At 56.9% G+C, this 19,569-nt stretch carries 14 protein-coding genes; 2 read left to right on the top strand and 12 right to left on the bottom strand.

Annotated features, from left to right (window positions below; all coding sequences use genetic code 11):
• Positions 1 to 78: 78 nt before the first annotated feature.
• The 4 genes from Q0Y42_RS12120 to Q0Y42_RS12135 are packed head-to-tail and all read right to left on the bottom strand — an operon-like array spanning position 79 to position 7,247.
• Complete coding sequence (locus Q0Y42_RS12120) at positions 79 to 1,140, bottom strand: sugar phosphate nucleotidyltransferase (protein WP_297804118.1); 1,062 nt, start codon at positions 1,138 to 1,140, stop codon at positions 79 to 81.
• 11 nt (positions 1,141 to 1,151) lie between these two features.
• A complete protein-coding gene (locus Q0Y42_RS12125; protein WP_297804120.1) occupies positions 1,152 to 2,213 on the bottom strand; it encodes a dehydrogenase in 1,062 nt (353 codons plus the stop codon).
• Positions 2,210 to 5,248, bottom strand: a complete 3,039-nt coding sequence (locus Q0Y42_RS12130) for a glycosyltransferase (protein ID WP_297804122.1) — start codon at positions 5,246 to 5,248, stop codon at positions 2,210 to 2,212. The genes Q0Y42_RS12125 and Q0Y42_RS12130 overlap by 4 nt, the downstream gene beginning before the upstream one ends.
• Before the next feature lie 4 nt (positions 5,249 to 5,252).
• Positions 5,253 to 7,247 carry a glycosyltransferase gene (locus Q0Y42_RS12135; RefSeq protein ID WP_297804124.1) on the bottom strand — a complete coding sequence of 665 codons (1,995 nt, stop codon included), beginning with the start codon at positions 7,245 to 7,247 and terminating at the stop codon, positions 5,253 to 5,255.
• 563 nt (positions 7,248 to 7,810) lie between these two features.
• Here Q0Y42_RS12135 and Q0Y42_RS12140 point away from each other — a divergent pair.
• Positions 7,811 to 9,085, top strand: coding sequence for a glycosyltransferase family 1 protein (locus tag Q0Y42_RS12140; protein WP_297804126.1), 1,275 nt, complete (start codon positions 7,811 to 7,813; stop codon positions 9,083 to 9,085).
• Here the strand turns inward: Q0Y42_RS12140 and Q0Y42_RS12145 are convergent.
• The 5 genes from Q0Y42_RS12145 to putA all read right to left on the bottom strand — a co-directional run bounded on the left by Q0Y42_RS12145 (position 9,040) and on the right by putA (position 15,799).
• Positions 9,040 to 9,756, bottom strand: coding sequence for a hypothetical protein (locus Q0Y42_RS12145; RefSeq protein ID WP_297804128.1), 717 nt, complete (start codon positions 9,754 to 9,756; stop codon positions 9,040 to 9,042). The two genes, Q0Y42_RS12140 and Q0Y42_RS12145, sit on opposite strands and share 46 nt — an antisense overlap.
• Before the next feature lie 155 nt (positions 9,757 to 9,911).
• Positions 9,912 to 10,577: an ABC transporter ATP-binding protein gene (locus Q0Y42_RS12150; protein WP_297804130.1), complete on the bottom strand. Its 666-nt coding sequence runs from the start codon at positions 10,575 to 10,577 to the stop codon at positions 9,912 to 9,914.
• Positions 10,577 to 11,740, bottom strand: coding sequence for a chain-length determining protein (locus tag Q0Y42_RS12155; protein ID WP_297804132.1), 1,164 nt, complete (start codon positions 11,738 to 11,740; stop codon positions 10,577 to 10,579). Before Q0Y42_RS12155 ends, Q0Y42_RS12150 begins: the two co-directional genes overlap by 1 nt.
• 43 nt (positions 11,741 to 11,783) lie before the next feature.
• A complete protein-coding gene (locus Q0Y42_RS12160) occupies positions 11,784 to 12,566 on the bottom strand; it encodes an ABC transporter permease (protein ID WP_297804134.1) in 783 nt (260 codons plus the stop codon).
• Positions 12,567 to 12,685: 119 nt separating this feature from the next.
• Positions 12,686 to 15,799 (bottom strand): bifunctional proline dehydrogenase/L-glutamate gamma-semialdehyde dehydrogenase PutA, encoded by a 3,114-nt coding sequence (putA, locus tag Q0Y42_RS12165; RefSeq protein ID WP_297804136.1) that lies wholly within the window; start codon positions 15,797 to 15,799, stop codon positions 12,686 to 12,688.
• A 224-nt stretch (positions 15,800 to 16,023) separates the two neighbouring features.
• Between putA and Q0Y42_RS12170 the strand changes: the two genes are divergently transcribed.
• A complete protein-coding gene (locus Q0Y42_RS12170) occupies positions 16,024 to 17,250 on the top strand; it encodes a glycosyltransferase family 1 protein (protein ID WP_297804138.1) in 1,227 nt (408 codons plus the stop codon).
• Here Q0Y42_RS12170 and Q0Y42_RS12175 read toward each other — a convergent pair.
• The 3 genes from Q0Y42_RS12175 to Q0Y42_RS12185 all read right to left on the bottom strand — a co-directional run.
• On the bottom strand, positions 17,151 to 18,221 hold the full coding sequence (locus Q0Y42_RS12175) for a substrate-binding domain-containing protein (RefSeq protein ID WP_297804141.1): 1,071 nt from the start codon (positions 18,219 to 18,221) through the stop codon (positions 17,151 to 17,153). The genes Q0Y42_RS12170 and Q0Y42_RS12175 overlap by 100 nt on opposite strands.
• A 97-nt stretch (positions 18,222 to 18,318) precedes the next feature.
• Positions 18,319 to 19,131, bottom strand: coding sequence for a phosphonate ABC transporter, permease protein PhnE (phnE, locus tag Q0Y42_RS12180; protein WP_297804143.1), 813 nt, complete (start codon positions 19,129 to 19,131; stop codon positions 18,319 to 18,321).
• Positions 19,128 to 19,569: PhnD/SsuA/transferrin family substrate-binding protein (locus Q0Y42_RS12185; protein WP_297804145.1), on the bottom strand; the 442-nt coding region annotated here is incomplete at its 5' end. The genes phnE and Q0Y42_RS12185, both read right to left, overlap by 4 nt.

Here is a 19,569-nt window from a genome sequence, read left to right on the forward strand (position 1 = left end):
TATGACTCCAGAACGGGGCGGCTCGGTTAATCAGCCAGTCGCGAGCCTCCTGTTTGACGTCAGCGATTCGGTTGCCCATCAGCGGTAGCCTCTTGCGTCGATCATGCAGTTCGCGAGTTCATTGACGCTTAGCACTGGCAATCCGCGAGCAGCAAGATACAGGCCCAGGTTGTCCTCAGATGATCCCACAACCAGCACCCTGCTCGCGTCTAGCTTAAAGCCAAGGGATGCATCGCCCACGGAGTTGTTGTGCCCCATGACGCCGTCAATGTGCGCAGCTTGCTGACGCAGACCAGCATTAGCCGCCTTAACCTCAGAAGCCGAAAGCCCCAAAGCCAGGACGACGTGTCCGGCTTCGTTCGCAGCCGCGACGGCAGTCGCCGTATCAGCGGCAGCCTCAATCACCAAACGCCCCGAAATCAGAACAACAGGGCGAGTGCGACGGGCCGGAATTTCTACTTGGCTTCGAGCGTAGGTATCTGGAATGCCGATATCCAGAAAATAGCCTTCAGATATGTGGGCCTTCATCAGCCCCTCGGCCGCCAATGAGGGGAGCAAATCAGCCTCGAGCGAGAATTTGCGAGGACGATTGACGAAATGCTCACGGGTAAAGCAGTAAACGCCGCCATTGACATAGAAGGGCGGATCAAACGCTTCACCGCGATTAATCACGCCTGTCACCGTACCGTCCGCATCTAGCCGGATAGTCTCGTAGCGGTCTGCCAGACTGACTTCCCGAACGCCTATGGCCGCACTGTTGCCGGATTGACCAGCAATGAGACGGTTCCAGTTGAAATCGAACCAGGTGTCACCGTTGATCAGGAGAAACCTCTCGTCCAACAGAGACAAAGCATTGACCACGGCTCCGCCCGTGCCGAGCGGCTCGCTCTCGACCGAAATATCTATTGAACAGCCATCGGGGAGTGAGCCGCGCAATTCCTCAATCATGGCTTCCACGCGCTCGGACTTATAGCCCGCAAGCAGCAGAACCTTGCGGAACCCCATGCGCCATGCCTCACGGATAAGAAGCTCTACAAAGGGCTTTCCATCAACAGGCAGCAGGGGTTTGGGCGTCTGACGCGTGAGTTCCCCCAAGCGTGTTCCAAGGCCTCCCAGGAGGATTGCGCACTGCTCGACCATTACTTCACTCATTAGCCAGGAACGACCCAGGATTCCGGCCCTTCAAATGTGAGCCGCACTGCGCTGGCACTGCCGCCATTGGCGTTCAACGCTTCGATAAGATTATGACGACGAGCCGGATCGGCCAGAAGCATGATAAAGCCGCCACCGCCCGCACCTGACACCTTGCCTCCCCATGCGCCATTCTGCAGGGCAATCTCCAGCAGGTTATCGATAGCGTTGTTTGTGATCGACGACGCGGTGGCTTTCTTCGCTAACCAAGAGCGCTGAAGAATGTCAGCCGTCGCTTTGATCTGCCCGGAAATGAGGAGATTCTTCATCTCGGCCGCATGCCGCTTGATCTCGTGGAGGGACTGCAGTGTTTTCTCATCCATCGACTTCAAGCCTGAAACCTGATGCTCAATGATGCGCGCAGACTCGCGTGACTGACCGCTAAAGCAGATCACGAGCGAGGATTCGAACTCGTTGAGACAATCGCGATGCATACGGAGTGGATTAACCACCACACCACGCCCGCCGGCTTGAAAATCAATGAAGTTAAAGCCACCGAAAGCTGCGGCATATTGATCTTGCTTGCCGCCCATCATCCCCAAACGCTCGCGTTCGAGATGAAAGGCGAGTTCCGCCATCTCATACGGCCCTAAAGGCAACTGCATCGCCAGCGCAAAGGCTTCAATCAGCGCTACAGTCAAGGCTGAGGACGCCCCCAGACCTGACCCGGCCGGCACGTCGATAGTCGTGGAAATCGACAACGGCATCGGCACGCCGCCGTTATAGGTCTCCATCATATAGGCGTAGACAGCACGATGGAGCGGCAGCCCATCTCGAATATCGAAATCCATACTGACAGGCAGCACGTCGGTCTTGCCCAAATCGTCAGCGGTAAAGCAGATCTGGCTGTCGGCATTGGTAGTTAGATGGGCATAAGCATAACGATCAATCGTCGCGTTCAGCACCACTCCGCCGTACTCGTCTGAATAAGATGCGAGATCGGTGCCGCCACCACCCAGGCCAAGCCTTAAAGGCACACGAACGCGAACATTGGTATGCTTAAGTTCGCCAGACATCTTCATTTATTTGCACTCTTACTCTTGCCGCGAAGAATGCGAATGAACTTTTTCATTCCGAATTTCTGTTTCTTCTTGGCCGGCTTATAGGCCTGCAGGAATTCCAGGAGGCCGGGAACGTTCAACCCTTTGGATTTCCCTTCTGGGCTTGTCGCAAGGCTATGGATAACCTTCTCTTTACCTCGCGGAGCGTCCAACAGTTTCAGATACGTCGCCATACCTCCGGTGTCGGCCTCGCGCAGTAATATCTTGCGATAGGCGGTGGAAACGAAATCCTTCCCATCAAGGCTGAGAAGATCGCTCACCGTTACGATCTCACCAAACATAGCTTGGCTGCCTTCAGGCTCCGCCGGCTCGCTACCCGCATGGCTCACGGCAGGGATTGCACGCTCCTTGAGAACCGCGCCCTCGAGCGGCGGACACACAAGCATCAGGTCGGTGCAAAGGCTCTCAATTTCTTCAACCTGTTGGATAATCGCATCTCGATTATCCAAAACCCAGGTGACCGCCGCCAAAGGATCGCTGGAGATCGACAGCCGCGTGGATGCGGCGACAATGGCTGCCGCCGCAACAGCGTTCGAAGAAGCCGACGCAATTATCGATGCTTCGGAGACATTCGGTTCACGTCCGTAATGATGCTGGAAGGCAATCACAGGGTTCTTTGCACGGCTGGTAATTGGGCGAGCTGACGCTGCCCCCTTTTTACCGATCTGTTCAGCAGCCCATTGCAGAATGCTTTGGGTCCATTCCGCGTACCCGGCAATCATGGCCCACGTTGCCGCAAACGAGATACGTTCGTCGACAGACTGGCCGCTCACCACTTCCAGAAGATCGCCGTCGAACACACCGTTGGTTCGGCCGGAGATGACCCGCAGCAGCTCACGCGGCGACAACACCTTCTCCTGGGACAGAGCGACCCGCCCAACGAGGTCGAGGCTCGTAGTCTTTACCAAGGGATAATAAGCCGACCGCCGCGCCGCGTCAGTGATCAGGTCATAGTACTCGCCGGTATCAGTTGCATGGATTACGGCCTCAGGCCGCAACAGTATGTCCATTGCAACCTTGTAACGACCGGACAACGTCGAAGCATGTCTAGACCAAATGGCTAGATTCCGATCTGATACCCGAGAATAAGCTAGATCTTGGTACAACTTCCGAACAAAATTCTCATTGTCCGCGATGTATCTTGACCTTTCGACGGAATACCGTGCGCTCAGGCCTTTCAGGTAGCGCTTCCGAAGATCAAAAATAAAGTTCGTATTCTTTTCAAAATACCCCTCTCCGGCGTCGTCATTTATCTCCAGAAGAACACGATTGCGATATTCGTCGCTATTAATCGCATCAACTAAATGTTTGAGACGAGAAACCTCGCCTACACGATAGGGAATCTGCCCATCGAGTTCATCGTCTGACGCGCCACGCTTATGAAAAACAGAATATACACGCTTTATAAAGCTTCGATAGTCATTCGTAGACAACAAGTCGAGTACATCTGAACGCCACTCGCCCTCTTGTGCAGCCGGCAAGCTTTCCACAGGAATGGTTCCTGCCAAAGCGGCGGCGATCACTGCATTCTTAAGACGCCCGTCAGGAAGCAGCCCGCATGCAGCGATAAGCGTATCAAAGCTGTTCCAACTTTCGTTGGTCGAACGCTGAAGAACTTCTTGAACGCTCTTTGCATCGAGCTTCAGGACATCCCCAGCTAACCGAATGAAGCCTTCGCGCGGCAGTTCCCTAAACCGCCCCGCGATGCCCAAGAATTCTAGCATGCTACTATAGGGAAGCGCTGCTACTTCAGGACCTTTTGAAGGGTAAAGCTCCTCCGCCATGGCCGCTATGCCCTCAACAAAGGCACGCCATGTGGGAAGCTCCAGATTGGCAATATCGTCCTGAAGCGCCTTGAGGATATCATCGTCCAAAAGGTCCTCGACAGCCCGCGTCAACTCTTGCGGATGATCAGGCGCAATACGGCGCTGGCCATTGTCCGCCATATCAACGACGCTCGGAATGACCTCGGACACAATACAAGGCACGCCCAGAGCTAAGCTTTCCACGGGAGGCGACCCAAAACCCTCCGCCAAGGACAGATAGATTGTTGCCCTAGCTTCCATGATTAGGCGACGCAGTTCTGCATCATCAGGCCCATCGATCCAGCGCAACCACGCGTACGACTTGAACGCCTTCTCTAGCCTCTCTCTGTCTGCGGGAGCGAGCCACCCCATGCGCCCCGCGAAACAAAGTCGAGCCCTGATTTTGCTTTTGTTAATTCTCTCAAAAGCTTCAAGAATTTGAATGGGCTGCTTACGCGGCTCAAGTGTGCCAACCACCACAAATTCATCACTCGCCGGAACCTCGGTCCGATAAGTGCGACCAAAGGCATCCGCCCCGGGCGCTATAACCCTATAGTGACGCTCATCACCGGGGTTAATCCGGCTTGTGTAAACTTCGCGCGTAGTAGTAGATGTAAAGAAATTATTTCCGTAGCGACGCCTATTAACCAATGACTGGACAATATTATCGGCCGCATTCCAGTTGACATTGAAATGCTCAGAGTGCGTCCAGATCAAGAAGTCATGGCACAGATGCATAACCTTCTCAGGACGATACGAAGCCGCTATATCAAAAAAGTTTTGATTTAGAGATTCTTCAAGAGCGATCACAGCCCGACACGTATCCAGGGCAGGCTTTACTTTAACATAGGCCACTACACGATTACGTGCCGAAGCAAGCCCGAGCCAACCCACGTTAGGCTCCATCCTGATTTCAGGATATTCGGCTTTAAAAGCTTCTAATATGGGATCCGAATCCTCAAACAGCGCACGAATATCGTCTAGAACTGAAGGATCCAGGAGCCCAATCGTATCGGAATCAATTTCAAGAAACGGAATAGATACGTCTCGGTAAGGCCAACGCTGCCAAAACTCGTAGCAAACCCTCTGGACTCCCGTACGTATCGGAGCGCTGCAAAGATTATTAACATTTACAAGAAATCGCCCTTCGCACAGAGCCGATGCGAGCTTATCATCAATAATATTGAGCATTTAACTACCCCGTCACCCGACCGAAAATTCGCTCAAGCAAATTTTTTGCATACAAAAAAAAGGCGTGATCTTTACTAAACTTCTCCCAACTGGGAGCCGGACGAACTTTGTACTTCTCAGACGCGATTAGTTTATACAAAGCCTCTGCATAAACGATGTTAGAGGCCTTATCATTGACGCGGATAATGGTTTCAGGAGCTTCGATTGCCCTGGCAAGCCCCTCCGACGACACCCCATACATGCCGGCAGACACGGCATCCAAAAGTGCTCCCGAAAGCTGTCCGAACGGTATCTGGCGAATTTGCAGCACTATGTCCGACGCCTGCAAGAAGCGAATATACTCTTCCTCAGACACGCCATCGGTAAAGGTGACCATCTCGCCCAAACCTAGGGCGTCACGCATACGCTCCAAATCTGCTCTCAACTCCGGCAAAACCGGCCCCACAAAATAGAACCGGAACGGCGCCCCCATCGCCTTCAGTTCGGCAAGAGTCAGCAGGCATTGCTTCGCACCCTTAAGAAGGTGAACTTCGCCAAAGGACACGATACAGGGCCGATCAACGTCCACCCCCAGCGTCAACTTCGCATTACGCCGCGCCACATCCTCTAACTGCTCGTGCGCAAACGGATATGGCATTCCGACCGGCAGATAGGTGACTTCAACGTCGTAATTCCTAGCGATGACGTCGCGCGAGCCAGGGCTGTGGACGATTACCGAACTGGCCGGTTCAAGAACGCTCGACAAAAGAGGAACGCCGATATTCTCCAAATCAGAGATCAGCTTTACGATTGACGTGACTTTGTAATCGACACCCGCCTCATGCTTGATCAGTTCAGACAGCCCCTCCCCTCCAACTAGGCCGTTGAGGAAGTCAAGCATGTGGGCGTCATGTTGGATTACAACACCGGGATACTGTCTCATCATGGAATAGATGGGATGGTACATTCGATGGTTGCCCAGCACATATACGATCTCATCATAATCTGAAGGCGATAGTTCGTTATCCAAGCGGAAGACGCGCCGGAACTGCCGCTCATGTTCAGGCAGCACAGGACTGTCGGTCCAGACGTCCAAATCACAAATCTTGGTCAGCTCTAGCGCCAGATCCAAGGACGAGTGCGGCGGGCCACCCTTGTCCGGGAACATCGGCGTGACCAAGGCAATCCGGAGCTTCTCGGGGAGCTTCACTGCATGCTGAGGCGGGAGTCTATCTAGAAAGCCTCTTACAGCCGAGCAGCCTTCTGCGCGTATAGGAACGCATACTTCTAGATCGTCGATTGAACGAGCTTTAGAAAGCCGTGATATCTTTAATGCACGACCATTAAGCTTCGAAACATGCGCCGCACTGAATTGGGTAGCGGCAACATCATCGTTGAAAACGAATGCATGTACCTTGTCTGCAAGATAACTGATCAAGGATCGATGGTAGGCGATCTTTGTGAGATCACCATCAACAGCGGTGTCACATCCCCATGGCGCTAAGAGCTTCTTTCCTGCCTGTCGCCCCAGCACAACGAGCCTACGCAAAACATCCTTATCGGAAGCTACAGCTCCATCGAGCAGCAAATATTTAGATAGATCTCCGTCTAGCTCTTCAACAATCAGGCGATCAAAATCTGAAAGACGAGTTTCTTCAAAGAATTCAGGCTCAATATTTATTGAGGAGCCATCACACTCGAGCACAGCTACGCCGAATTCTTGCGACTGCTTAATGGCAGCCATTCGAACGCACCCCACCTGCTGAGGCCGCAACGATGATTCAAAATCCTCAATTCGATCCTGCAGCGCTATTAGCGTTTGCGGCTGACGAATATTTGGAAGAGCAAAGATAAACTGCCCATCCATTTCCGACATAAATTCGGGAACGGCCGCATACCTTGTCAGCAAAAATCTGACATCGTCCGCCCCGGCCAACGCCCTAACGATACCTTCCAGAACCCCATAGGTGTCAGACAAACCTTTACGGCCCTGAAGAGGGACAGCATCGATGATGAACATATTTCGCAAGTATCTCTCGCTAAATCTGATCGCTACTCAAAAACTTAAAGCGCCACACATAGAACTGCGCCACACGCCGACCACGCAGTCGACCCTACCATTGGATGAGGACTCACGCGACCTTTGCGGCGCATCAAATCTCTAAAGGCTACCCACGAAACAACGGCACAATTCCGGAAACGCCGATACTCAAAAAGATCGGGTTGTTAACGCGATACATTGCTCTTGGAATATCAGCCGCGACCGCCCAACACAGTCACTCGCTAGCTAATATTTACACTTAGGACAGCAGCGCCGATGTTAATAATCTATATCTAGAACGATATTTTGTAGCTGAGCAAGAGCAAGCCGCATCTGCAGACTCCGCTATCCTGGCAAATAATATTGAGAACTAATTTTTGAAGGGCCTTAACGGCTCAGTCGAGACACGCCAGCGCCACGCAATCCCACAATATGAAAATACCAGCAGATCAATAAGATACATTGCAATCGCGGCCTAAACAAACGTTGCTCTAACCACCCCGCCTCGCTACAACGGAACAGAAAAGAACGGATAAATAGAAATGCGCCGAATATTTAAAAAAGTTCGCAGACACTTGGAAATCCAGGCTGAACCAAAGTGGTTGGAACAACTTAAAATATTCACTTCGCGCAAAAAAATCCAAAATTGGCGCGCACGCTACACGGCTGGCCATCGGAATTTATTTATAGATATTACCGTAATAGCTGCGAACGACGCGGGAACCGGTATCCAGCGGGTCGTGCGCGGCATTGCTGCGCAGGCCGATATATTTGAGCAGCACGGTTGGAATGTTCAGTTTGTTGCCGCCTCTCGCGCACACCCATACCACCGTATTAGCTGGCCCGTTAAACGCGCGGTTGCAGACAAAACACCTATCCAAGGCGGAGCGGGCGATGTGTTCCTTGGCCTCGATTATTCTTTAGATGCTGTGCGTTTCCACGAAGGCCAAATTCGCTCACTGGCGTCTAGCGGCGTACGAATTGCTTTCCTGATCCATGACCTTCTTCCGATTGACCGACCGGAGTGGTTTCCGCCGCAGACAGGCAATCGATTTAGGAAATGGCTACGCATTCTTGCGTCGCTATCTGATCTTGTGCTGTGCAATTCCAGCCAAACCGAGAAAGATTTCAAGGCCGCGCTAGCGACGCATTTCAAAATCACTACACCTTGCGAAACAAACGTCATTCCCATGGGAACCGACGTTTCAGGGAGCATGCATTCCCTGGGTACCAGCGAGGACTTTATGTCCTGGCTGGGCAACCTGCCCCACCAAACCTTCCTGACCGTAAGCACATTGGAACCCCGCAAGGGTCATAGCGATCTGCTTGAGGCCTTCAGCAGGCTCTGGGAACTCGGTCACGACTACAATCTGGTTCTGGTCGGTCGAAGCGGTTGGAAAGTGGATGACCTCGTCCTCAAACTTACCCAGCATCCCGAGTACAATAAGCGCCTGCACTGGAAGAGCGATCTGAGCGATGAAGAACTCATCCATATCTACGAACGGTGTAAAGGGCTCATATTCCCATCGCTTGCCGAGGGATATGGCCTGCCGCTTGTCGAAGCCCTAAACCATCAAAAGCCGGTCCTCGCTCGTGATATTGAAGTCTTCAGAGATCACGAAGCCTGTGGAGTCAGATACTTTCCGGAGAACGCGACACCCGAGGTGTTTGCAGATCATATCAACGAGTGGGCAGACATGATCGATCGCGGCGAGATCACGATAGTTCGTCCGAGCAGCCGCACATGGAGGCACTCCGCTGAATATGTGGCTCAGTTGCTTGATGAATTAGCGCCCGACTCTCCCACACCCTTATAAGTGATCACCGCACCACGGAAACGCGCCCTGCCTTGGAAGTGGGGGCGTGCCGTCTGGATATGGGCGGCGATGAAGCTGGACTCAGTCAGCACAGCGTCCTGAGTGACGGTGTAGACGCCTGGCCGATTACAGGAGAAAGTGTGGTTTTCTGGGCCCCACACGAACTGGATATCGACCAGGCCGTTCTCGGGATCGAGTTCAAATAGCCACTCAATCTGCCAATGCCCTGCCGGCAACGCCATATGAGGATTGCCCGCAATAGCGGCACTCCCACCGGTTAGGTCTCGCCAAGCGCGGCAGTCGTAACTACCTTCTTCCGCAGAGTTGACGATAAACAGCTCGGGAGCCCAAAACGCGGTCTGCCCAATCTCTTTGGCCGACTGATAAATGTTGAGAGCAGGATCTGCGGGCCTCAACTTCCCCTGATACGACAGGTCGACATCGCCGAGGACAGGAAAGGAAATCCGACTCGGTCGATTCCACAAAATATTGGCGCGCGAACCATTCGCCAATATATTGGCCATAAACCGAGTGGTGGCAGGATCCGGAAGACGTCCTGACGAATAGTGATCCGCTACTTCGAGAATGTTTTCCTGACCAAACTGGTCCGCACAAAAATCGGTAGCAAAAAGATAACTATCCTTAGCCCGCTTAATGGTCTTTGCTGACAACAGAACGTCCGGAACCGGCCCAGGACCATCAACGTCTAACTCGCTTCGCGGATAGACATTATATCCATTCTCTCGAGCCAAAGTGACAACTTGGCTGAGGCACCGCCAAGAAAACTCGGACGGAGCACCATGCAATCCTATCGGGGGAAGGGACATTAGACTGCTCTTAGCCAACTATAGACATCAATCGCTTCGTGGATGTCTTCAAAGATTTTAGCACGGCCGTTCTCAATGATCAGCGCTCGGCTGCAGTGTTGCGATATAATATTCATATCGTGCGAAGCCATCAGGAAGGCCCGGTCTTTCCGGTGCTGGAAGAGTTCTTCTTCGCACTTCCGTTGGAACCTCGCATCACCAACCGACACGAGTTCGTCGATCAGATAACAATCGAACTCGATCGCAAGAGACAGCCCAAACGCCAATCGAGCGCGCATGCCCGATGAATAATGCTTCACCGGACGCTTGAGCGCCACGCCAAGCTCCGCAAAATCATCAACCCGAGCGAGAATATCCTGAAAATCTCGGTCGTAGAGTCGTGACAGGAAGTTGATATTGTCTAAGCCCGTGAGGCTGCCCTGAAAGCCACCGGCAAAGCCAATCGGCCACGATGACGTCATCCGCCAGTCGATGACGCCCCCGCTCGGCTTCAGGATACCACCCAGCATTTTAATCAAGCTGGATTTACCTTGGCCGTTTCGGCCAAGGATCGCCAATCGCCCGTCACGTGGAAGCTCGAAACTGAGATCCTCGAAAATCGGACGTTTAGCCGTAATATACTTCTTGCTGAGGCCCCGTACGCTGAGACCAATAGGTTCAGCCATCAAGCTTGCCTGTGCTCTCGCACGCCAGCGTACACCAACCAGCCCAAACCATAGACAAGCAGCGAAGACAGCAACACGGTCAATATCCCCATCAAGCGTCGGGGCTGGGTCGGTTTATCCGATAGCGTCGGGTTAACGATACGATCCAGATATAGGTTCTGACGGCGAGCGTCTTCACGGGCAGAGATCAACGAAGCAATCGCCTGGGCGAGGCGCTTGTCAGCGATTTCCTGTTCAACAAGCAAACGCTGATATTGCCCTGCAGACGAAGCGAGTGACGATGCATTCCCGACAACCTTGGCCCGCTCTTGATCCAACTGACGCTGGGTTGCAGCGATGCGGCGATCAAGACTCGGCAGTTGAGGGCTCTGCGGCGCTTCAGCAGCGATCTGTTCTCGCTCCACACGGAGCTGAGCCAGCGCGACCTGCAACTCCGAAGTAATAGCGGAACTTTCACGAACCATCACTTCGGGGTCAACATAGCCCGCGCTATTCCGGAACGCCGTGATACGTTGTTCGACTTCTGCGACGGCAGCCCGTGCCTCGGCCTCGCTGGCCTCGGCCTCCTTGATCGCATCCGTCATCGAACGCTCATTCAAGCGGTTCACCAGGTTCTCACTGCTCGTGAGCAACGCGTCTGCGAGCTTGTGCGCATCTTCAGCCGTATACGCCTTGACACGCAAGGTGCTGATACCCGTCCCTGTTTCGTAGCCTACCAGAACGAAGCGCTTATAGGCCTTGTATAGACCTTCGTTCGTCAAGTCCTCTCCGAGTCGAGGATATCGTGTCAGGAAATCCCCCTTGGAATTACCAACGATATTTCGAACGTTCACGAGAGCTTGTGCGTCCTTCAAACCATCGCGGGAACTGACGTATTCATGAACCGCGAAAGTGTCACTCAAGCCACTACCCACCCCGACGCCTTGCAGAGCGATACCCAGCCCCGTGGGCTGTGTCTTGCCAGGACTGCGCACCATAAACTGGGCTTCCGAAACATACATCGGTGCCGCGATGAGCAGATAATAGGCGGCCGCAACAGCCGTGGGCAAACAGACCACCAGCCCGAAGCCTAGAGGCAGCCGCTTCCACAGAGGTTTGACAGCCGATTTCGACTGGCTGTCGTCAGAAAGAGGCGCCACATATTTTAGCTGTGCTTCAGTCATTTGCACCACAGGGGGGGGTTAAGACGGCGAGACCGGTAAATAATCAATCTACTTCAATACGGTTCAACGACGCGTAAATCAGAAGTAGGCCGACGACATTCATAATCGCACCGATGAAGATGGCGAAACCCAAATTGTAATGGGTCTCGACAAACTCGCCAAAGATGGCGCTGCGAATAGCTTCCGTACCGTGAACGAAGGGTATGTAAAAAACTATCTTTTGCGCCGTGCCAGGCAGCCAGGACACCATAAAGAAGGCGCCAGAGATCGGGATCATTAGATAGGTAATGAGGCCCACAACCCGCTCCATGACCTCAAATCTCATGACAAGGCCCGTCATGATCAATCCAAGGCCAGCAGCGGCAAACGCCACAACAAGCCAACCACCATACAGCAGCAGAAAATTCTCTGGTAGGGCAACCTGCCCTAACAGATAAAGCACGAGATAAAGGACCGCGAAGGCGAGCGTACCGCCCGCGGTTTCAAGAATTATCCGCGTGAAAAGGATATGAAGCGGCGTGACAGTCCGATGGTAGAGCAGGCCAACGTTGGACTGGATGGCAGGTGTCAGAAGACCGATCAGGTGCCGGATCAGAATGAGGCACATGTAGCCCGTCATCACAAACGGCGCGAGACGCACTCCGTGGTCGGTCGAAAAGGTCGGCTTAACAAAAGACCAGAGACCGATAACGCCTACACAGAAAACAATCGGCTCACCGATCAACCAAACAAAGCCGATGCCTTCGCGCCCGAAACGCGTGGTCATCTCACGCATCATCAGCGAGGCAATCACCCTCCATTGGCGCCGAACCTCAGCGATGATCATGCGCGCTCCCGTTAAGAGACAGTGTGTCGCCCAGCGCCGACAGCCCAACCGATAGTTAGGACAAATATAACCATAGAGGGGTGAGAGGAAAGCCCTGGCTTTCCTCTCACAGGTTTGGATTACAGATTCAGCAACGCCGGATCACCGCCTTGGGCGGCGATGTTGATGCTGATGGCCTTTTCCGAGGCGTAGCGGATCAGGCTGTTGGGACCGCCCGCCTTGGGACCGGTGCCGGACAGGCCCTCGCCGCCGAAGGGCTGGACGCCGACGACAGCGCCGATGATCGAGCGGTTCACATAGACATTGCCCGCCGGAACCAGCGCCATCACTTCCTCTGCGAAGGCGTCGATGCGGCTGTGGACGCCCAGCGTCAGGCCAAAGCCGCGCGCCGCCAGTTTGGAGGCCACGTCCTTCAGGTCCTTGGGGTGGTAGCGATAGATGTGAAGGATCGGACCGAACACCTCGCGCTCGAGGAAGTCCGGCGTCGGGATTTCGGCGATGACCGGCGCGAACAGGTCGCCCTTGCCGGTGTCGGCGGGCAGGTTGCCACGGGCGATGACCTTGGCTTCCTTTTCCAGACGCTCGACGTGCTTTTCCAGATTTTCGCGGCTCTCGGCGTCGATCACCGGACCGATGTCGGTCTTGGGATCGGTCGGGTCACCGATGACCTGAACATCCAGCGCGCCCTTCAGGCCCGCGATCAGGCCATCGGCGGCATCGTGCGGCACATAGAGAACGCGAAGCGCCGAGCAACGCTGGCCCGCTGAACCGAAGGCCGACAGGATTACATCGTCGATCACCTGTTCCTTCAGCGCCGTGGTGTCCACGAACATACCGTTCAGACCGCCGGTTTCAGCGATGAAGGGGATGATCGGGCCTTGGCGATTGGCCAGGCCACGGTTGATGGCATTGGCCGTGTCTGTGCCGCCAGTAAAGGCCACACCGTCGATCATCGGGTGCGAGGTCAGAGCCGCGCCCACCGTCTCGCCACGGCCCGGAACAAGGGCCAGCAGGTCAGGGTTCAGGCCCGCCTTGTAATAGAGGCGTACGGCCTCGGCGGCGATCAGCGGGGTCTGTTCGGCAGGCTTGGCCACCACGGCATTGCCCGCGGCCAGCGCCGCCACGATCTGGCCAGTGAAGATGGCCAGCGGGAAGTTCCACGGGCTGATGGCGGCGAACACGCCACGGCCATGCAGGACCAGCTGGTTCACTTCGCCCGTCGGCCCCTTCAGGGTTTCGCGGCCACCGAAGTCCTTCTCGGCCAGCATGGCGTAGTAGCGGCAGAAGTCGGCGGCTTCGCGCACCTCGGCCACACCATCGTTCAGAGTCTTGCCCGCCTCACGCGACAGCAGGGCGACCAGACGGTCCATGTCCGCTTCCAGCGCGTCGGCCATGGCACGCAGGATCGGCGCACGGCCCGCGCCCAGCATCTTGTCCCAGGCGACTTGGGCTTCGGCCGCCTTCTTGACGGCCTGATCGACGTGTTCCGGCGTCGCGTCCGAGGTCTTGCCGACGACCTGTGCACGATCATACGGATTGGTCACGTCGCGCGCTTCCACACCCGTCAGCAGCTTGCCGCCGATGATCGGACCCGCCACCAGCGTCTCGGCATCAATGGCTTTCACGGCCTTTGCGTGGGCTTCACGGGCCTCTGCCGTCGAATAGTCGCGGCCGAGGGAGTTCTTGCGGTCACCGTAGATGTTCATGGGCACAGGGATCTTCGGATGGCGGTCGGGCTGGGCCTCGACGGCGGTGATGGGGTCAGCGGCCACATCGGCGGCCGGAACGCGCTCGTCCAGCAGGGCGTGAACAAAGGAGGAGTTGGCACCGTTTTCCAGCAGACGGCGCACCAGATAGGGCAGCAGTTCTTCGTGGCCACCGACCGGCGCATAGGCGCGGACGATGATCTTCTCGTCCGACCACATGTCGCGGGCGGCGTCATAGAGAGCCTCGCCCATGCCATGCAGGCGCTGGTGCTCGATGGTCACGCCACGGTCGCGGGCCATGCGGCGCACGGCGGCCAGGGTGTGTGCATTGTGGGTGGCGAACTGGCAGTAGATATGGGGCGCGGCCTCGATCATCCGGCGCGCGCAGACCAGATAGTTGAGGTCGGTCGCGGGCTTGGTCGTGAACACGGGATAGTCGGTGCGGCCATTGACCTGCGCCAGCTTGATCTCGGTATCCCAATAGGCCCCCTTCACCAGACGCACCATCAGGCGGCGGCGGGTGCGCTTGGACAGGGAAATCAGGCGCTCGACCGTTTCGGTCGTGCGCTTCTGATAGGCTTGAACGGCAAGGCCGAGGCCCTTCCAATCACCCAGCGACGGCTCGGTGCACAAACGTTCCAGAAGCTTCAGCGACAGCGCCAGACGGTCGGCCTCTTCGGCATCGATCGTATAGTTGATGTCGTATTTGGCGGCGATCTCGGCCAGTCGCAGGATGCGCGGGTACAGCTCTTCCCACACGCGGTCTTCCTGCACCGCCTGATAGCGCGGCGACAGGGCCGACAGCTTGACCGAGACGCCATGTCCGGCCTCCGGTCCCTGCCCCTTGGCGGTCTTGCCGACGGCCTCGATGGCGTCGGCATAGATTTTTTCATAGCGCTCGGCGTCGGCGACCGTGCGGGCACCCTCGCCCAGCATGTCGAAGCTGCAGAGCCAGCCTTCCTTGTCCGACCGCTTCAGCGCCGCCTCTATGGTGCGCCCGACCACGAACTGTTCGCCCATGATCTTGACCGCCGTGCCGACGGCCTTGCGGATGACCGGCTCGCCCAGACGACCCGCAATGCCCTTGAGCACGGCGGGCAGGTCGCGCTTCATCTCTTCGTCCGGCTCGACCAGCTTGCCCGCGATCATCAAGCCGAAGCTTGAGAAGTTAACCAGAGAACTTTCCGACTTGCCGAGGTGGCTGGCCCAGTCGGCGGAGCCGATCTTTTCCGAGATTAGGCGGTCGCGGGTTTCCGAATCCGGCGTACGCAGCAGCGCCTCGGCCAGCGTCATAAGGGCCAGACCCTCACGCGTGCCCAGCGAGAACTCCTGCAGGAAACTTTCGACGACGCCCTGTTTCTTCTGGCTCTTGCGGGCGTGCTCGACCAGTTCGGTCGCCTCGGTCAGGACCTTGGCGCGTTCCCCGCCATCCAGCGGCAGACGCGACAGAAGATCGGCAACCGTCTCCCGCTCGTCGCGATATTTATTGGCGTCCAGCCCGTCCCAGTGATGAAGGTCCGTCGTCATTCGAATTCACTCCAGTGAATTATCGCCTATATCCGCGGATTGATCGAATGTGCTTCGAATATCGCGCCACACGACCGAACAGAATTTGGGATTAACGCGCCATACTGGGGACAGGATATCGCGCTCGCGTGATCGACCAAGTTGGGATCTAGTCTCGCTATCGTCGCACGAAGTCGCTAAAACCTGATGACTTTGCGAACAGGCTCAAAGGCCCTATCGAATTCATGCGTATCGTTCTGGTCACTGACGCTTGGGAACCCCAGGTTAACGGCGTCGTACGAACCCTGACCCGCACCGTGGCGGAATGCCGTGCCATGGGCCACGAAGTCGAGGTTATCGAGCCCAGCCAATTCAAGACCATCCCCTGCCCCACCTATCCGGAGATCCGGCTGGCGCTGGGGGCGGAAGAGGAAATCCGCGAGCGCCTGCGCGCGTTTGAGCCAGAGGCCGTCCATATCTCGACCGAAGGCCCGCTCGGCATCGCCACGCGCCGCATCTGCATCGAGTGGAAGCTGCCGTTCACGACCAGCTACCACACCAAATTCCCCGAATATGTCTCGGCGCGTTTCCCGATCCCCGTTCAGGTCGGCTACGCCTATATGAAGTGGTTCCACAAACCCTCGGGCCGACTGATGGTCGCCACGCCGACCCTGCGTGACGAACTGACCGAGCATGGCTTCCGCAACGTCTCGCCGTGGACGCGCGGTGTGGACACCGAACTGTTCCATCCGGACCTGAAGCCCATCTTTGACGAGTTGGGCGGCAAGGACTGGCCGCGCCCCTTCTTCCTGAATGTCGGCCGTGTGGCCGTGGAGAAGAACATCGAGGCCTTCCTCGAGCAGGACCTGCCCGGCACCAAGATCATCGTCGGTGACGGCCCCGCGCGTGCCGAGCTTCAGGAAAAATATCCCGAAGCCAAATTCCTCGGCGCGAAATTCGGCGAGGAACTGGCCCGCTGCTTTGCCGATGCGGATGTCTTTGTCTTCCCCAGCTGGACCGACACCTTCGGTCTGGTGATCCTGGAAGCCATGGCCACGGGTACGCCGGTCGCTGCCTATCCGGCGCACGGGCCGATCGACATCATCCCCGGCTCTGGCGCAGGGGTGATCGATAACGACCTGCGAACCGCCTGCCTCGAGTGTCTGAAGATCGACCGCAAGGCCGTCCGCGCCTATGCCGAGAAGTTCAGCTGGCGCGCCTCGGCCGAGCAGTTCATCGAGAACCTGCAACCCTATCCCGAGCCGCAGCGTGGCCGCTTCTGGCGACGCCTGCGTCGCATCGCGCGCCTGCGACGCAATCAGGCGGACTGGTATGTAAACGCCCCGGAGACATCCTCTCCGGGGCGTTCTGTTTATTGCGGACGGGACATACCCGTCAGATTGGTCGCCTTGGTGCGTTCAGCGGCCAGTTCGTCCGGCATCAGCGGGATCAGGCCGCGATCCTGCAGATAGCCGCCGCGTCCGGCCGCACCGTCCGACATGAACTCCATGATGAACTCATGCAGGCCCGGCGTGACGCCGATGTGCTGCTTCTTCACATAGATGTAGAGCGAGCGCGCCAGCGGATAGGAGCCATTGGCGATGGCCTCGACCGAGGGGGCCACACCGTCGATGGTCTCGGCCTTCACCGTGTCCATGTTCTGCTCGAGGAAGGAGAAGCCGAACACGCCCAGCGAACCCGGCGTACGGGTCAGGGTCTGGACAATGGCGTTGTCATTCTCGCCCGTATCGATCCACAGCTGATCCTCGCGGATCGTGTGGGTCAGGGCCTCGAAACGCTCTTTGTCACCTTTCAGCGCAGCCACGGCAGCGATGCGTTCGCCACCGGGGGCCATGCCCAGCTCAAGGAAGGCGTCTCGCGTGCCCGAGGTGGGCGGCGGCCCATAAACCTGAATACGTTGATTGGGCAGTGCGGGGTTCACCTCGTTCCAGCGGGTGGCCGGATTGGCGATGAATTTACCGCTGGCGTCCGGCACCTGTTTGCCAAGGCCCAGATAGAAGTCCTGAAGCCGCAGGTTCAGCGTGGCCCCCGTGCGCGCGGTCGCGACCACAATGCCGTCATAGCCAACCTTCAGCTCGACGATATCGGTCACGCCATTGGCGACGCAGCGGTCAAACTCGCTGGCCTTCATCTGGCGCGAGGCGTTGGCGATGTCGGGGGTGGACGGGCCAATGCCCGAGCAGAAGGCCTGGATGCCGCCGCCCGTGCCCAGCGCCTCGACGCGCGGCTGGCCGCCGATGTCGTTCAGCCGACCATAGGTCTCGGCGACGCGGGTAACAAACGGAAAAACGGTAGAAGAGCCGGCGGCCCAGACGCCTTCGCGGGCCTTCTGGCTACCGGAGCCATCGCCGCAGCCGACCATGGCGAGCAAGGCCGCCGCACAGGCCGAAATCTTCAAAAGGCGATTGGGTAGTTCGGTCATGGGCCGGACCTCTCAAATCATCAGTACGATGCGCATAAAGATGATTTGTGACGGTCCGGCCAGACCTTTTATGACAGTCAGTGCAAACCTTGAGGGTTTACAGCAGGCGCTTGCGCATAGCCTGCGACAGCATGTCGATCAGGGTCACCGCGACAACGACCACGATCACAACGGCCGACACGGCGCTGAAGTCGAAGGCGTTCATACGGTCGAACAGAACCTGACCGATACCGCCTGCGCCGATCAGACCCAGAACGGTTGCCGAACGGCTGTTGGATTCAAAGCGGTACAGGGCGAACGAGGTCCACAGCGGAGCCACCTGCGGCAGCACGCCCCAGATGATTTCGTGCAGCTTGGAGGCACCGGTTGCGCGGACGCCTTCCACCGGACCCTTGTCGATCGACTCAACAGCTTCCGAGAACAGCTTGGCCAGAACACCGGCGGTGTTCAGGGCGATAGCCAGAACACCGGCGAGCGGGCCAAGGCCCACGGCGACGACGAACAGCAGACCCATGACCAGATCGGGGATCGAACGCAGGGCGTTCATGATCCAGCGCACCGGTTGAACCACCCACACCGGCGCAATGTTGCGCGCGGCGGCCAGACCCATGGGCACGCCCAGGAAGATGGCCAGGAAGGTACCCCACAGGGCGATCTGGATCGTTTCCCACATCTTGGCCACGAACACCTTCCAGTCCGCAAAGTCCGGACGCAGCAGGTCAGCAGCAAAGTTCTGGATGTTCGCCGAGTTGGTGAACAGGCGCGAGACGTTCTTCAGGTCAACAGCGTCGATGCTGATCAGCAGCAGGACGGCCACGCCGCCCCAGATCAGGACATCCAGCGCCCATGCGCCGGCCGATTTGACCGGCGGCTTGGGCACAGCCGTCGTGTTTACAGGTGCAGTACTCAAGGTTGGACCTCACGAAGCGCACGCAGGCGCTGCAGTTCGGCCTCGGCCTTGGCAGCAGCCGCAGTGTCGCCCTTGGCCTTGGCATCAGCCAGAGCCTGGTCGGCGATCATTTCGCGAACCGGATTCAGATAGCTGTCGTCAGCTGGGTTGAAGCCCGAATAGTTCAGGGCCTTCAGGATTTCGCGCTGGCGCTCGGCTTCGGCACCCTCGCCACGGCCATAGCCGAGGAAGAAGGCGCGGATCTTTTCCTTCACGGCCGGATCAATGTCCTGACGCACCACGATGCCCGCTTCCGGGATCGGCGGCGAACGCCAGATTTCTTCCAGCTGCGAAGCGATGGTCGGGTTCTGACGGGCGATGAACACGGTGTTGATCGTGTTCGAGGTCGCAACCTGCACCAGACCGTTGGCCACGGCGAACGAGTTCGCTTGGTGGTTG

The organism is uncultured Brevundimonas sp., from assembly GCF_947305955.1.
Classification (GTDB): domain Bacteria; phylum Pseudomonadota; class Alphaproteobacteria; order Caulobacterales; family Caulobacteraceae; genus Brevundimonas.